The organism is Microbacterium sp. CCNWLW134, assembly GCF_037083565.1.
Lineage (GTDB): Bacteria > Actinomycetota > Actinomycetes > Actinomycetales > Microbacteriaceae > Microbacterium.
Genome location: NZ_JBAOJU010000001.1, coordinates 942,817 through 956,907 on the forward strand (window position 1 = coordinate 942,817; position 14,091 = coordinate 956,907).

Genomic DNA, 14,091 nt, shown 5'->3' on the forward strand with positions numbered 1-14,091 from the left:
GAATCGATCAGACATGTCGGAAGTCAGGAGAGTCGTGGCCGGTAGCACGCGGAGCGCGAAGAAGGCCGCTGTCAGCGACGTCCCGATCGGTCCCACCGGTCGGCCCTATCGCGGATTCCCGACCCCTCCCAAGCTCGACGGCCACGGGCCGGCGCGCATCATCTCGCTGTGCAACCAGAAGGGCGGGGTGGGGAAGACCACCACGACCATCAACCTCGCCGCGGCGCTGGCCGGGTACGGTCGTCGCGTCCTGGCTGTGGACTTCGACCCCCAGGGCGCGCTGTCGGCCGGTCTCGGCATCCAGACCCACGAGATCCCGACGATCTACGACCTGCTCCTGGACACCAAGCGCGATCCCGCCGAGGTCATCGTGACCACCCGGGTCGAGAACCTCGATGTCCTCCCCGCCAACATCGACCTCTCGGCCGCCGAGGTCCACCTCGTCAACGAGGTCGCGCGCGAGACGACGCTGGCCCGCGTGCTGCGCAAGGTGTCGGCCGATTACGACGTCATCCTCGTGGACTGCCAGCCGTCCCTCGGACTCCTGACGGTCAATGCGCTCACGGCGAGCCACGGCGTGCTCATCCCTCTCGAGTGCGAGTTCTTCGCCCTTCGCGGTGTCGCCCTCCTCATCGAAACCATCGACAAGGTGCGTGATCGGCTGAATCCGACGATCACGCTCGACGGTGTGCTCGCCACGATGTACGACTCCCGCACCCTCCACTCCCGCGAGGTGCTCGAGCGCGTCGTCGACGCATTCGGCGACGAGGTGCTGGAGACGGTCATCGGACGCACCGTGAAGTTCCCGGACGCCTCCGTCTCGGGAATGCCCATCACCGAGTTCGCGCCCGAGCACGCCGCGGCGCAGGCCTATCTGCGGCTCGCGCGGGAGCTGGTCGCGCGTGGCGCCGTCGCCTGACACCCCCGACGGGCTGCCGGCGGCGTCAGACGCGCCCGACGGACACGGGGACGGGTTCCGCGTCTCGCTCAGCGTCTTCGACGGCCCCTTCGATCTCCTGCTGACCCTCATCTCCCAGCGCGAGCTCGACATCACCGAGGTCTCGCTCAGCGCGGTCACCGATGAATTCATCGCCTACCTGCGGCGGCTGGACCCCGATGAAGAACTCGAGGAGGCCTCGGAGTTCCTCGTCGTCGCCGCGACCCTCCTGGACATGAAGGTCGCGGGACTTCTCCCGCAGGGGGAGCTCGTCGACGCCGAGTCGGTGGCGCTGCTGGAGGCCCGTGACCTCCTGTTCGCCCGACTGCTGCAGTACCGCGCGTTCAAACAGGTGTCGAGCTGGTTCGCCGAGCGCCTGCACGCCGAGGATCACCGTCACGCCCGGGCCGTGCGACTGGACGAACGCCACCGCGCCTCGACCCCCGAACTCGTCTGGACTCTGAGCGCCGCCGACTTCGCCGCGCTCGCCCTCCTCGCGCTGACTCCGAAGGAGATCCCCCACGTGCGCCTGGATCATCTGCACGCGCCACTGGTCAGCATCCGCGAGCAGGCTGCCGTCGTGGTGGCGGCCCTTCGCGGCGCAGGATCGCTGTCGTTCCGCGAGCTGATCGCGGGCGTCGATCAGCCCGGCGTGGTCGTCGCGCGGTTCCTCTCCGTCCTCGAGCTGTTCCGTCACGCCGCCCTGTCGTTCGAGCAGCTCGAGCCGCTCGGCGAATTGACCCTGCGCTGGACCGCTGATCGCTGGAGCGACGAGAGTCTCGCCAGCTTGGGAGCCGACTATGACCGATGAGCAGACCCTGACCGATCCACTCCCGCCGGCTGAGTCGACGCCGACGCCGGCGTCCGTGGCACGGCGATTGGAGGCCATCCTGCTGGTGGTGGAGGAGCCGCAGAGCCTGGTGAGCCTCGCGACGGCGGTCGGTGCACCTGTCGCCGCCGTCCGCCAGGCCATCGAGGCGCTCGTCGCCGACTACGACGGCGAGACAGGCGGTCCCCGCCGAGGCTTCGAGCTCCGCGAGGTCGGCGGCGGGTGGCGCCTGTACGTCCGTGCCGAGCACGATGACCTGGTGAGCGAATTCGTCGGCGGCCAGGCGCCGGCACGACTGTCGCAGGCGGCCCTTGAGACCCTGGCGGTCATCGCCTACAAGCAGCCCGTCACCCGGGGCCAGGTCGCGGCGATCCGTGCCGTCAACGTCGACTCGGTCGTCCGCACCCTTCTGGCCCGCGGCCTCATCACCGAGGCCTTCACCGACCCCGACACCGGGGCGATCCACTACGAGACGACCGACGCGCTGCTGGTGAACCTGGGCATCAACACCCTCGACGACCTGCCGCCGATCTCCCCGCTGCTCGATGACGGCGCGGACGGTTTCGAGGACATCCGATGAGCGAGACCACCGAACCGGGAACCGAGGGCGTGCGCCTGCAGAAGGCGCTGGCGAACGCCGGCGTCGCTTCGCGGCGGGTCGCCGAGCAGATGATCGTCGACGGGCGGGTGCGGATCAATGGGCAGGCGGTGACCGAACTCGGCTCGCGCGTCGACCCCGACACCGATCTCATCGACGTCGACGGTGTCGCGGTGCAGCTGGATCAGTCGAAGCGATATGTGATGCTCAACAAGCCGCGCGGGGTGGTGAGCTCTCTGAAGGACGACCGGGGGAGGCCCGACCTGCGGACCTTCACCGCGGTATGGCCGGAGCGGTTGTACAACGTCGGCCGACTCGACGCCGACACCAGCGGACTGCTCGTGCTGACGAACGACGGCGCGCTCGCCCACGTTCTGGCGCATCCGTCGTTCGGAGTGACGAAGGTCTACGTCGCCAAGGTCGCCGGGCGCGTCACCGCGCAGACGATCGCCCGACTGACCCGCGGCGTCGAGCTGGACGATGGCCCCATCGCCGCGGACAAGGCGCGCCTGCTGTCATCCTCTCCCTCAGAAGACGAATCCCTCGTCGAGCTCACCCTGCACTCGGGGCGCAACCGCATCGTCCGGCGCATGATGGCCGAGGTGGGGCATCCGGTCGTCGAGCTGGTCCGGCGGCAGTTCGGGCCCCTGCACCTGGGAACCCTCGCCGTGGGACAGGCGCGGGAGTTGACTACAGTGGAACGCGGTGCGCTTCTGACCCTGTCGCGCCAGGAGAACCCGTGACCCTCGAGAACAGCTCTGCCGCGCGCCCGGCCCCACCGCTCGCGCCGCGGGTTCAGGGGACGGTTCGCATCGTCGGCTCGGGCCTGCTCGGGGCGAGCATCGGGCACGCGCTGAGCGCGCTCGGCGTCGACGTCGCCCTCGATGACACCTCACCCTCGCAGCTGCGCCTCGCGATCGACTACGGCGCGGGGCGTGCGACCCGTGACGATGACGATCCGGTTCTCATCGTGGTGGCCGTACCGCCCGATGTCACCGCCGACGTCATCGAGCGGGAACTGCGTCGCCACCCGCGGGCGGTCGTGACGGATGTCGCGAGCGTCAAGCTGCAACCTCTTCGCACCCTTCGAGAGCGCGGCGTGGATCTGACCCACTACATCGGGTCGCACCCGCTTGCCGGACGAGAACGCGGGGGCGCGATCGCCGCTCGCGCCGACATCTTCGTGGGCCGGCCCTGGGTGGTCTGTCGGGACGAAGAGACCCCCTCCCGCGACCTCGCCGTCGTCGAGGCCCTCGCGCTCGATCTGGGTGCCACACCGCTGGAGATGACGCCCGAGGAACACGACGCCGCCGTCGCGCTCATGTCGCACGTGCCGCAGCTGGTGGCGAGCCTCCTGGCCGCGCGCTTCGTCGACGCCCCCGACGGGTTCCTGCGCCTCGCCGGTCAGGGTGTCCGCGACACCACGCGCATCGCAGCCTCCGCCCCGGAGCTGTGGGTGCAGATCCTCGGCGCGAACGCCGCGCCCGTGGCATCCGTCCTCGACGCTGTCGCCGCCGACCTCGCCGACGTCGCCGGCGCCCTCCGCGCCCCCGAAGCGCCCGGCGCTCGCCGCTCGATCGCCGACACGATCCGTCGTGGCAACGAGGGAGTCGAGCGTCTGCCCGGCAAGCACGGCCAGAACCGCCGGTTCGAGACCGTCGTCGTCATGGTCGATGACCGACCGGGACAGCTCGGCCGACTTTTCGGCGACCTCGGGGAACTGCACGTGAACGTCGAAGACCTGCGGCTGGAGCATTCGCCGGGCGCGCTGTTCGGCCTCGCCGAGATCAGCGTCGTGCCCAGCGCCGTCCGCCCTGCGATCGCGGGGCTGGAGTCCCGCGGCTGGAAGATTGCGAGCACCACCCATGACTGATCCCCTCGTCGTCGCCATCGACGGCCCCGCGGGAAGCGGGAAATCCAGCGTGTCGAAGGAGGTGGCACGCCGCCTCGGCTTCGGCTACCTCGACACCGGCGCCGCCTATCGGGCGCTCGCCTGGCATGCGCTCGAGCATGGGGCCGACACGTCCGACGCCACCGCGGTGCTCGAGCTCGCCGGCGACTTCGACTACGACATCTCCCTCGACCCGGAGGACTACTGGGTCCGTGTCGGCGCGGTCGATGTCACCGCCGCCATCCGTGAGCAGCGCGTCACAGACGCCGTGAGTGGCGTCGCGCGGGTGGCACCGGTCCGACGGTCCGTCAATTCGCTCTTCCGCGCCCTCATCGCCGGGTCCGGCAGACCGGGGGTGGTCGTCGAAGGCCGCGACATCACCACGGTCGTCGCGCCTGACGCCCGGGTCCGCATCCTTCTCACCGCCGCGCCCGCGGTGCGCGCCGCACGCCGGTCAGCCGAGCTGCACACCGACGACACCGCGGCCGTCGCGGCGGCGCTGGAGCGGCGCGACACCTCCGACAGCGCGGTCGTCGACTTCCTCACCGCCGCCCCCGGGGTGACGGTGGTCGATTCGACCGACCTCGATTTCGCACAGACCGTCGACGCCGTCCTCGGCGTCGTGCACTCGCTCGTGGAGACGGGAGTTCCCGATGTCCGATGACCCGCGTCCCACCGACGCCCCTTCCGACGACGAGGAGTACGCCGGGGGTGAAGATCACCTCGCCGAGACCCTCGCCGACCTCGACGACGACCTCGCCGAGCAGCGCGCAGCCACGCTCCGGGCGAGCCTGTCGGACTACGACCTCGAGGACGAGGATGCGGCGCTTCTGGCCGGTCTTCTCGACGAGGGCGATGGGGTGGAATACCTCCCGGCCCTGCCGGTCGTGGCCATCGTCGGGCGACCGAACGTCGGCAAGTCCGCGCTCGTGAACCGCATCCTCGGACGCCGCGAGGCCGTCGTCGAGGACACGCCGGGGGTGACCCGCGACCGGGTGACCTACAAGGCGGAATGGATGGACCGACGCTTCTCGATCGTCGACACCGGTGGATGGGAACCCGACGCCCGCGGCATCGATGCGTCCGTCGCCGCTCAGGCGGAGATCGCCATCGACCTCTGCGACGTCGTGATGTTCGTCGTCGACGCGATGGTGGGGGCGACCTCGACGGATGAGCACGTCGTGAAGCTGCTGCGCAAGAGCGGGAAGCCCGTCTTCCTCGTCGCCAACAAGATCGATGACGCCCGGCAGGAACCCGAGGCTGCGGCCCTGTGGAATCTCGGTCTGGGTGAGCCGCACCCCGTCTCGGCCATCCACGGCCGCGGCGTGGCGGACCTGCTCGACGAGATGATGAAGGTGCTGCCGGAGGTCTCGGCGGTCGCCAAGCAGGAGATCGGCGGCCCGCGTCGCGTGGCGATCCTCGGTCGACCGAACGTCGGCAAGTCGTCGCTGCTGAACAAGGCCGCCGGCGAGGAGCGTGTCGTCGTCAACGAGCTCGCGGGCACCACCCGTGACCCCGTCGACGAGGTCGTCGAACTCGGCGGAAAGCTCTGGCGGTTCGTCGACACGGCCGGCATCCGCCGCCGCGTGCACCTTCAGCAGGGCGCGGACTTCTATGCGTCGCTGCGCACGTCGGCGGCGCTGGAGAAGGCCGAGGTCGCCGTCGTCGTGCTCGACGTCTCGGAGTCGCTCAGCGAGCAGGACGTCCGCATCATCGACCTCGTGCTCGAATCCGGACGGGCGCTCGTGCTCGCGTTCAACAAGTGGGATCGGCTCAACGATGCCGATCTCGAGAACGCCGATCGTCGCCGCTACCTCGAGCGCGAGATCGAGCAGGACCTCGCCCACGTCGCCTGGGCGCCGCGCGTGAACATCTCCGCGCGCACCGGCCGGCATCTGGACAAGCTCGTCCCGGCGCTGGAGACGGCGCTGGCGTCGTGGGACCAGCGCATCTCCACCGGAAAGTTCAACGCGTTCCTCTCCGAGCTCGTCGCCGAGCACCCGCATCCGCTTCGCGGGGGCAAGCAGCCTCGCATCCTGTTCGGCACGCAGGCGTCGACGCGTCCGCCGACCTTCGTCCTGTTCACCACCGGGTTCCTCGATCCCGGGTATCGCCGCTTCATCCAGCGCCGCCTCCGGGAGCTGTACGGCTTCGAGGGCACGCCGATCGTCCTCAACATGCGTGTGCGGGAGCGCCGCCAGCGCTGATGCGCCGTGACATCCGATGACGCGGCCGAGGCCCGGGGCTCCAGCGCTGTGACAGGCTGAATGCGTGACCATCGAACCCCCGGCCCCTGGTGAGCCGCGTCGCCCGAGCGGGCCGCGCGATCCGGGTGACGCGTGGGTCGTGGCGGAGTCCGGTGAGCGGTACTGGGGTCGTTTCGGCGCCGCCGGGCTGCTCGCGGTCGATCCGAAGCGTGGCGTGCTCCTGCAACATCGCGTCGGATGGAGTCATTTCGGCGGCACGTGGGGACTGCCCGGGGGAGCGAGGCACCAGGGGGAGGGAGCCACCGATGCTGCGCTGCGCGAAGCGCGGGAGGAAGCCGGTGTCCCTGCCGGGGCCGTCCGCCCCCGTTTCGTCAGCGTGCTCGACGTGGAGATCTGGACCTATACGACCGTCGTCGCCGAGGTGGTGGTGCCCTTCGAGCCCGTGATCGCCGATCCGGAGAGCCTGGAGCTCGGATGGGTCGGGGTGGATGAGGTCGAGGACTATCCGCTGCATCCCGGCTTCGGAGCGGCCTGGCCGTCGTTGCGGGAGAGCCTGCGGATACACCCCACCGTGATCGTCGACGTGGCCAACGTCGTGGGTGCGCTCGCCGACGGGTGGTGGCGCGATCGGGCGGGCGCGGCGGATCGGATGCTCCGCCGCCTGCGCGATCTCGCCGACACCGGCGTCGACGCGCAGGCCCTCGGGCTCCGGGGCGACCTGTGGTTCCCGCGCATCGTCGGCGTGGTGGAGGGCGAGGCGCGGCGCGCCGAGGTGCCGGAGGGTCTGGAGGTCGTCCTCGCTCCTGCGGTGGGGGACGACGAGATCGTCACGACGGCGGCGACGGCGGTGGCTCGAGGAGAAGCGGTGACGGTCATCACGAGTGATCGCCAGCTCGCTGCGCGCGTGGGTGCGCTCGGTGCGACGACCCACGGTGCACGATGGCTGCTCGACCGTCTGCCGGATGGCGTGGGCGCGTAGTCAGCCGGTCGTATCGCGAACGGTGAGCGCGACGATCGCCGTGTCGGGTCGGGGGCGGGCGATCACCTCGAACCCCGCACCCTCGAAGACCGAGACGTTGCCGTGATACAGATCGTTGGCGCCGCGCCTCTTCACCTTCGGATCGAGGGGATAGCCCTCGATCACCCGCGCGCCGTGTGCGCGCGCGTGGGCCACAGCGGCATCGAGGAGATCCCGCATGAGGCCCTCGCCGCGATGCTCGCGTCGGATCGCGAAGCAGGTGACCGCCCAGACGGAGGAGTCATCGAGGGGCTCGCGGGAATGGGCGACGATCGCCCGGGTGCGTGCGATGCGCGTCTGGGCGGGGCGAGGGCCGACTCTGACCCAGCCGGCCGCCTCGCCGTCGCGATAGGAGATGAGACCCGGCGCCACCGTGGCCGACAGGTCGGCGCGCAGCATCCGCTCTTTGTCCTGCTGGGTCAGCGCGGCGAAATCGGAGGGACGGACCATCCACCACTGACACTGGCAGCTCGGCCCGTCGCCGTGCGCGATGGCGTGCACCGCATCGTCGTGGCGGTCGGAGGTGGCGGGCAGGATCTCGACGCTCATGGGGCGACGGTAGCGGCAGCCGTGGACACCCGCATCAGTGGTCAGCGTCCGCGCAGCCGATCGAGGTCGCGTCGTTCGCGCTTGGTCGGCCGCCCGGCGCCACGGTCGCGCACGGGTACGGATCCGGCGAGCTCCCGCGGCGGCGGAGGCGGTGTGCGATCTTCGAAGGCGGAGGCGGCGACCGCGGCGCCGACGCGCTTGGAGATCGTCTGGCGCACCACGAGAATCCGATCGAACCCCTGGATGCGCACACGCAGCTCGTCGCCGGGTTTGACCTGCACCGCGGCCTTGGCCCGCTCCCCGTTGACGCGGACATGCCCCGCACGGCACGCCGTCGTCGCAGCGGAACGCGTCTTGTAGACGCGGATCGCCCACAGCCAGGCATCGACGCGCGTGGAGCCCTCGGTCATCGTCGGCCTCCGCCGGCGCCGGAGGTGAGGGATCGCACCACGCCGAGCGCGATGAGACCCTGCCCGATCGTGTACGTGAGCATGACCAGCGGGCCGGTGACGGCCGTCGGCGCACCGGGCCAGAACAGGTCGAAGGCGAGAATCGAGTCGGACGCGAGGAAGAGCGCCCCGCCCACGGCGATCATCGCCCCCGCGCGGGAGGCGGCGATCGCGGTGCCGCCGAGCACGAGACCATAGACCGCCACCGGGAGCAGCAGCGCGCCGAGGTGCGGCCAGAGCGTCGCGAGGAGGACTCCCCACCAGAGGGCGTACACGACGGCCCACGGTGGCACCGAATTCCGCGAGAGAAAGCGCCAGAACAGCACGATGTAGGCCACGTGCGCCAGGCCGAAGCAGAGGAGCATCATCGGGACGGTCGGCGCGAACGGGAAGAACGTGCCCGCGCCGTCTCCGAGCCACGAGAGACCGAGCGCGGTGAGGAGCAGGATGACGGGGGTTCGGGCGAGCGCACCCCGGAGAGCCCAGGCGACGCCGACGGCCAGAAGGGGCATGAGGAGAAGCTTGGTCGGCGCGGCGACCGCCGACGCGCCGGCTGTCAAGGAGATGACGTGGACGGCCGCGACCAGCGCATACGGAGTGAACGGGACGAGGAGGTGGCCGAGGGTCGTCGGGGGCGGGGAAGTCCGCGTCGAGGCCATGGAGGGAGAGTACCGGCCGCACCGTGCTCACGCGCGTTCGCGAGCGCTCCGACGAGCCGGTAGGATGGGGGAGTTGTCCGCGTTTCGGCGGGGACATCGGGATGTGGCGCAGCTTGGTAGCGCACTTGACTGGGGGTCAAGGGGTCGCAGGTTCAAATCCTGTCATCCCGACCGGAGAGTCCCGGGAACCTAAGGGTTCCCGGGACTTCTTAGTTGGTGAAACTTGACCACGTCATCGCAATGCCATCGAATTGACCGCTCTGGCGCCCTGTCGCGGCGCGAAGCCTCGACTGACTCGACTTCGCTCCGGTTACCTCCGAACGCTGGGGCGACGAACTGCGCACCTAGTAGGCATGGACGCGGTAGACAACCTGACGCTCGAGCTCTGGGGGCTGGAAAGACTCCTCAATATCAACGAGCTCGCGGCCTATCTTCGCGTCCCTGTGTCGACCATCTACGAGTGGCGGACAAAGGGGCAGGCGCCTCTCGCGCATCGCTACGGGAAGCATCTGACGTTCGCGGCCGCGGATGTGCGGGCTTGGGTGGCCGCGCACAGGGAGACGGACAGCCCGCCGTCCGCCGCCTCGCGGTGACACGATGAGCCGCGCGCGCCTCGCGATCGGCACGTCCGGCGAGATTGGGTTCCTCGCCGCCGAACACGGTCGAGTGATTGCCCGAGTTCGATATCGCGATTGGGATGGCCGCACCAGGCTCGTACAGGTCACCGCAGAAACTCGCGCGCTGGCCGAGCGCGCACTGAAAGTGAAGCTCTCAACGCGGAGCTTGTTCCAGCCCAGCACAACGACGCTCACGCCCGACAGCCTGTTCTCACATCTCGTGGACTACTGGCTTGAAGACCTGGATCAGGAGGGTCGTCTCTCCACGACGACACGGCAGCTGTACGAGCGCAATATGCGAACCCTCGTTTTGCCTGCGATCGGCAATCTGACGCTGCGTGAAATTGGCGTCGCGCGCTGCGATCAACTCCTCAAGCAGCTGAACAAGCGGAGCTACAGCCGAGCAAAGCACGCGCGCGTGGTACTTCGCCTGGCGTTCGGCCTCGCTGTCCGTCACGAGGTCCTGTCGCGTAATCCGATGGACCATGTCGCTCGACTGAATCGGCAGACAACCACGCCCGACGCACTCACGCCGGTTGAGGTGACGGCGATCCGCACGGCGATCGCCGTGTGGGAGAGCGGTCGTGCGATCTCAGGGCCGAAGCCGGATGGACAGCTCGGTGGAATCGTCGAGGTCATGCTCGGCACATCCGCCCGAATCGGCGAGGTGCTCGCGATTCGACGTCGTGATGTTGACATCACGAGCGCGGTGCCGTCGATTCGCATCGCAGGCACGATCGTCAGCAACAAAGGTGAGCCGACCCAGCGGCAGGATCACCCGAAGACCGCGAAGTCGCGACGCACTATCGCGATTCCGACGTTCACGGCCGAGGCAGTCCGTCGGCGTTTGGCGAGTCTCAGCGATCCGTCGCTCGACGCGCTGCTCTTCTGCAGCCGGGAGGGCACCCCGTTGACGACGAACAATGTGCGGCGCCAGCTTCGACGAGTTATGGAGATGGTCGGAATTTCGGGAGTCACACCCCACGCATTCCGCCGCACGGTCGCGACCGCGATCAACGAACAGGCGGGTGTGGAGCTTGCTGCAGAGCTGTTGGGCCACACGGATCCCAAGATCACCGTCCAGCACTACATTCGGCGGAACGAGATAGTGAACCCCTCCACTGCCGCGATGCTCGACCGCGCGTTCGCCAAGGATCAGCCGACGTGAGCAGGAGGCCCGTGCTCACTGCACTTGCTTCGTCGTGCCCCAACTCGCGATCGGTCCTCCATTCGGGCCGTGGTTCCGCAGGAACTCGGCGTGCACCCGCTCGCACGCGAGTCGGAGGGTGTTTGACCAGCCGATGACGTCGTCCCGGAAGCTGGCACGGTAGCGAACCTCAGTGGCGTTCACTCGACGGAGTTCGATGGTGCCGTAAACCCGGCCGAAGCCGTCGACCAAGCTCCACGTGCCGGGGGGACCTTCCTGCGCTGCGAGGAGCGGGTGCCATCGGCTCGGTTCGACCATTGAGCTTCCTCCTCCGGCCGAACATGTATGACAGTAGACCGACCAGCCGACATCGCTGTGCGGACTGTGGGCGCTGGGCGCGCACCTTTCTGGCATGAGCGATCGTGAGCGCGCTGACGCCGTCCTTGAGCACGTGGCTGTGCTCGCGTTCATGTACTACCCCGGCATCGAGGTGGATGATCCGAGCTACAGCCTCGCCGACGACATCGAATGGTGTCTCGTACGGCTCGGTGACGTGTCCGACGCAGAGCGGGAACGGATGCGCGCGCTCTTCGCACTAGCGATTACCGACCCGACCGCGACGCGCGAGGAGTTGTTCACGGCGCTCGTGGAGCTCGACGGCGTTCTCGCAGTGGACCACCATGAGTGACGCGCGGCCGAGCGACGACGAGCGGGCAGCGCGCCTGGCCGCACAGCGGAAGGCATGGAACGACGCGCACCCGACCTACTACGCGGAATACCGTGAGCGGAATCGCGAGGACATCCGCCGGAAGAACCGCGAGCGGGAGCGTGACCGTGCTCAACGTGAGCGGGAGGAGAAGGCGCGCCGCCAGAAGGGGATCGATCGCGCAAAGGTCTGGGCCAGGGAACACCCGGAGGAACGCCAGCAGGCGCGCGAGCGGTACAAGCAGAAGCACCCGGAGACGTACAAGCAGGCGCAGCGCGACTACTACTACCGCAATCGCGAAGCGATCGCTGAGCGCCGGCGGGCACGTGAGGCTGCTGACCCAGAGAAGGCGAACGAGGCGCGACGCCGCGCGGTCGACCGTGCCCGTGGTGCCGGCCGCGCCCCTGCATGGTCGCCCACTCCTGACCAACGCGCGACCCACCGTGAGCGCGAGAACGAGGCAAGGCGCCTGCAGCGCCGCCGCGCACGTGCCGGCCTGCCCGAGCGACAGCTTCACCGGGTTCACGCGCCAGAGCGACGTCACAACGATGCCGCGGCGGACGCATTCTTCGCGCAGAAGCGGACCGGTGAGGACATCGCCCAAATCAGAGATCAGGACGAGGCGACTCCTCCGGATCTGGTGCACGCGTGGCAGGCGCGTTCGGAGAACCGACGTGTCGTGCGCGAGATCCTCACGATCGCCGAGGAGTACTTCGCCGATCATGAGGTCGAGTTGCGGGCGAGGGTCGCCGAGGTATCCCGCGCGCGCTTCCGTGGCGGGATGCTGCCGCTCGACGTCTACACGGAGCCACGTCGTCAGGCTCTCGAGTTCGCAAGCCGAGGCTATCTCCGCGCCAACGCAGCCTCCCCGACATCATCGCTGATGATCTTTCGCTGGCTCACGACTGAATACGCCCAACAGCGACCCGACATCGCGCTTTGATCGATCCCCTACCGGGCACTGCGCGACGAGGGCACGTCGGGTGCGGGGCCGTGTCCGCGCGATCGGGGTTCCTTCGCGGGCTCGCAAGCCGGATCAGCGGGGTACCTACTGCGCGTATCAGCCCCAAGTGACCCAACCGTCACCCCAGCAGGCGTGCGAGGTCGATACCCAACCCCGACGCTCGGCTTGAACAGTAGGCGATGTCTCGGTTGATGCCGCGCCTATCCATAATCGAACCCGTACTGGACGCGAATGTCACGAGGCAGACTCGCATTGCCAGGAAGGCGATCTGAGCCACCACGAGGGTCTCCATCGAGTCTGGGAGTTCCGTTGTGTTGGGGTGCTTGGTGTCCGCGTATCGGCGGCCAACCGCGCGGGCAACACGGTGGAGCGGCACCCCAAAGGTGTCGGCCGTGAACCCCGCGCGATCAAGGCACCGGAATGCGTACGTGGTGAACGTGGGATTGCCACGGTTCAGCGTATGCTCTTCGCCCTCGCTCGACGTCAGGGTCCGCCCCAATGCCTCGATCGCCATGCACGAGTTGACGAGCAAGTCCTCGATGACTGGTTGTCGTCGAAGGAGGCCGACCGTGAGCGCGACGGCACGGGGGCTGCGTCGACAGGTGGCCGTCCACCCTTCGAGTCCCGATGCCCCGACTTCGTCAAACTGAATGATCGGATTCAGGAAGGCGTGGCTTTCTGGTTGAGGGGCGGCCTCATCCGCGATGGTCGTGTGGTGGAAGAACTCGGCTGCAAGTGCGCGTGGGGCGTCTGGATCCTCTGGCGGCGCGAAGGCAGTCGGTACGAAGTCAGGGTGCGTCAACTCGTGTCCGCGGTAGTGGCATGGAGCGCCGAAAACGAGACTGACAAGATCGCGAATCGTACGATGCGCATCGAGGTGCTGGTCTATCGGCATTGCATGCTCTGCCACCGAACGAAGGGCTACGTCATCGTGTATCGAGAGCGGGGAGCGACCCTGTGGAATGAGCCATCGCGTGGAGAGGGACAGCTCGAGAGTTCTATCGCGCCAGCTTGGGCCTGGCTTGGCGGCAACGTTGATGGAAGCGCGCGGCCCAGACGAGTGGTGGGCATCGGCATCCACGCGCACGGACACGGAACTCAACCTCGTCCACTCCTGGAGGCCGTCAATTAGCGAGGTGACGCCGATCGCGCGGAGCCGCTCGTCAACCTCTAGGGAGGCGCGGAGCACTGCCGCTTTTGCGTGCACCCGCACGACAGACGCCCCAGTTCCGATGCTTCCCCAGGTGTAGGTGCATCCGTACAGTCCGACGCTGTGTCCAGGCGCCTGGAACGCGAGATGCGGGGGTCCGGATTTCTCTCGAAACCATCGTCGCGCGGCTTCGAACTGCTCACCGTCGGGACTATGAACAAAGGGAATCTCCAGGTGAATCCCCTCGATGGCGCCGATCGTCAGTTCGCCTGATAGCCACGGCGCGCCCTCCGTCTGGTCGGCGACAAGACCCGCCATCTTGGTTCCAAGTGGCATACGCGATCGCATCGTGCTCATTGCACCGCCTCCG

The 14,091-nt window shown here is 68.5% G+C and carries 16 protein-coding genes and 1 tRNA gene; 13 read left to right on the plus strand and 4 right to left on the minus strand.

Going from position 1 to position 14,091, the window contains the following annotated elements:
- Positions 1-13: 13 nt before the first annotated feature.
- The 8 genes from V6S02_RS04390 to V6S02_RS04425 all read left to right on the plus strand — a co-directional run bounded on the left by V6S02_RS04390 (position 14) and on the right by V6S02_RS04425 (position 7,441).
- Positions 14-919 (plus strand): ParA family protein, encoded by a 906-nt coding sequence (locus tag V6S02_RS04390; RefSeq protein ID WP_124292968.1) that lies wholly within the window; start codon positions 14-16, stop codon positions 917-919.
- Positions 903-1,748, plus strand: coding sequence for a segregation and condensation protein A (locus V6S02_RS04395; protein WP_442927893.1), 846 nt, complete (start codon positions 903-905; stop codon positions 1,746-1,748). Before V6S02_RS04390 ends, V6S02_RS04395 begins: the two co-directional genes overlap by 17 nt.
- Positions 1,738-2,346 (plus strand): SMC-Scp complex subunit ScpB, encoded by a 609-nt coding sequence (gene scpB / locus V6S02_RS04400; protein WP_336399989.1) that lies wholly within the window; start codon positions 1,738-1,740, stop codon positions 2,344-2,346. Before V6S02_RS04395 ends, scpB begins: the two co-directional genes overlap by 11 nt.
- The gene (locus V6S02_RS04405) at positions 2,343-3,107 is read left to right on the plus strand and encodes a pseudouridine synthase (RefSeq protein ID WP_336399990.1); all 765 of its coding nucleotides are present in this window, start codon (positions 2,343-2,345) and stop codon (positions 3,105-3,107) included. The genes scpB and V6S02_RS04405 overlap by 4 nt, the downstream gene beginning before the upstream one ends.
- Positions 3,104-4,237, plus strand: a complete 1,134-nt coding sequence (locus V6S02_RS04410; RefSeq protein WP_336399991.1) for a prephenate dehydrogenase — start codon at positions 3,104-3,106, stop codon at positions 4,235-4,237. Before V6S02_RS04405 ends, V6S02_RS04410 begins: the two co-directional genes overlap by 4 nt.
- A complete protein-coding gene (gene cmk / locus V6S02_RS04415; protein WP_124292972.1) occupies positions 4,230-4,919 on the plus strand; it encodes a (d)CMP kinase in 690 nt (229 codons plus the stop codon). Before V6S02_RS04410 ends, cmk begins: the two co-directional genes overlap by 8 nt.
- Positions 4,909-6,462: a ribosome biogenesis GTPase Der gene (gene der / locus V6S02_RS04420; protein WP_336399992.1), complete on the plus strand. Its 1,554-nt coding sequence runs from the start codon at positions 4,909-4,911 to the stop codon at positions 6,460-6,462. Before cmk ends, der begins: the two co-directional genes overlap by 11 nt.
- Before the next feature lie 64 nt (positions 6,463-6,526).
- Complete coding sequence (locus tag V6S02_RS04425; RefSeq protein ID WP_336399993.1) at positions 6,527-7,441, plus strand: NUDIX domain-containing protein; 915 nt, start codon at positions 6,527-6,529, stop codon at positions 7,439-7,441.
- On the opposite strand, the gene V6S02_RS04430 is transcribed toward V6S02_RS04425, so the two are convergent.
- Genes V6S02_RS04430 through V6S02_RS04440 form a run of 3 tightly spaced genes read right to left on the minus strand, consistent with a single transcriptional unit; the run spans position 7,442 to position 9,137 of the window.
- The gene (locus V6S02_RS04430; protein WP_336399994.1) at positions 7,442-8,029 is read right to left on the minus strand and encodes a GNAT family N-acetyltransferase; all 588 of its coding nucleotides are present in this window, start codon (positions 8,027-8,029) and stop codon (positions 7,442-7,444) included.
- A 41-nt stretch (positions 8,030-8,070) separates the two neighbouring features.
- Positions 8,071-8,439, minus strand: coding sequence for an RNA-binding S4 domain-containing protein (locus V6S02_RS04435; RefSeq protein WP_124292976.1), 369 nt, complete (start codon positions 8,437-8,439; stop codon positions 8,071-8,073).
- Positions 8,436-9,137: a lysoplasmalogenase gene (locus V6S02_RS04440; protein WP_336399995.1), complete on the minus strand. Its 702-nt coding sequence runs from the start codon at positions 9,135-9,137 to the stop codon at positions 8,436-8,438. Before V6S02_RS04440 ends, V6S02_RS04435 begins: the two co-directional genes overlap by 4 nt.
- Positions 9,138-9,234: 97 nt before the next feature.
- Here V6S02_RS04440 and V6S02_RS04445 point away from each other — a divergent pair.
- The 5 genes from V6S02_RS04445 to V6S02_RS04465 all read left to right on the plus strand — a co-directional run bounded on the left by V6S02_RS04445 (position 9,235) and on the right by V6S02_RS04465 (position 12,550).
- A tRNA-Pro gene (locus V6S02_RS04445) sits at positions 9,235-9,308 on the plus strand.
- A gap of 182 nt (positions 9,309-9,490) precedes the next feature.
- Positions 9,491-9,730, plus strand: a complete 240-nt coding sequence (locus V6S02_RS04450; RefSeq protein WP_336399996.1) for a helix-turn-helix transcriptional regulator — start codon at positions 9,491-9,493, stop codon at positions 9,728-9,730.
- Between the two features lie 4 nt (positions 9,731-9,734).
- Entirely contained in the window at positions 9,735-10,922 is a 1,188-nt protein-coding gene (locus V6S02_RS04455; RefSeq protein WP_336399997.1) for a tyrosine-type recombinase/integrase, read from the plus strand.
- A gap of 391 nt (positions 10,923-11,313) precedes the next feature.
- Positions 11,314-11,589, plus strand: coding sequence for a hypothetical protein (locus V6S02_RS04460; RefSeq protein ID WP_336399998.1), 276 nt, complete (start codon positions 11,314-11,316; stop codon positions 11,587-11,589).
- A complete protein-coding gene (locus V6S02_RS04465; protein WP_336399999.1) occupies positions 11,582-12,550 on the plus strand; it encodes a hypothetical protein in 969 nt (322 codons plus the stop codon). Before V6S02_RS04460 ends, V6S02_RS04465 begins: the two co-directional genes overlap by 8 nt.
- Positions 12,551-12,689: 139 nt before the next feature.
- On the opposite strand, the gene V6S02_RS04470 is transcribed toward V6S02_RS04465, so the two are convergent.
- The gene (locus tag V6S02_RS04470) at positions 12,690-14,078 is read right to left on the minus strand and encodes a hypothetical protein (RefSeq protein ID WP_336400000.1); all 1,389 of its coding nucleotides are present in this window, start codon (positions 14,076-14,078) and stop codon (positions 12,690-12,692) included.
- Positions 14,079-14,091 lie beyond the last annotated feature (13 nt).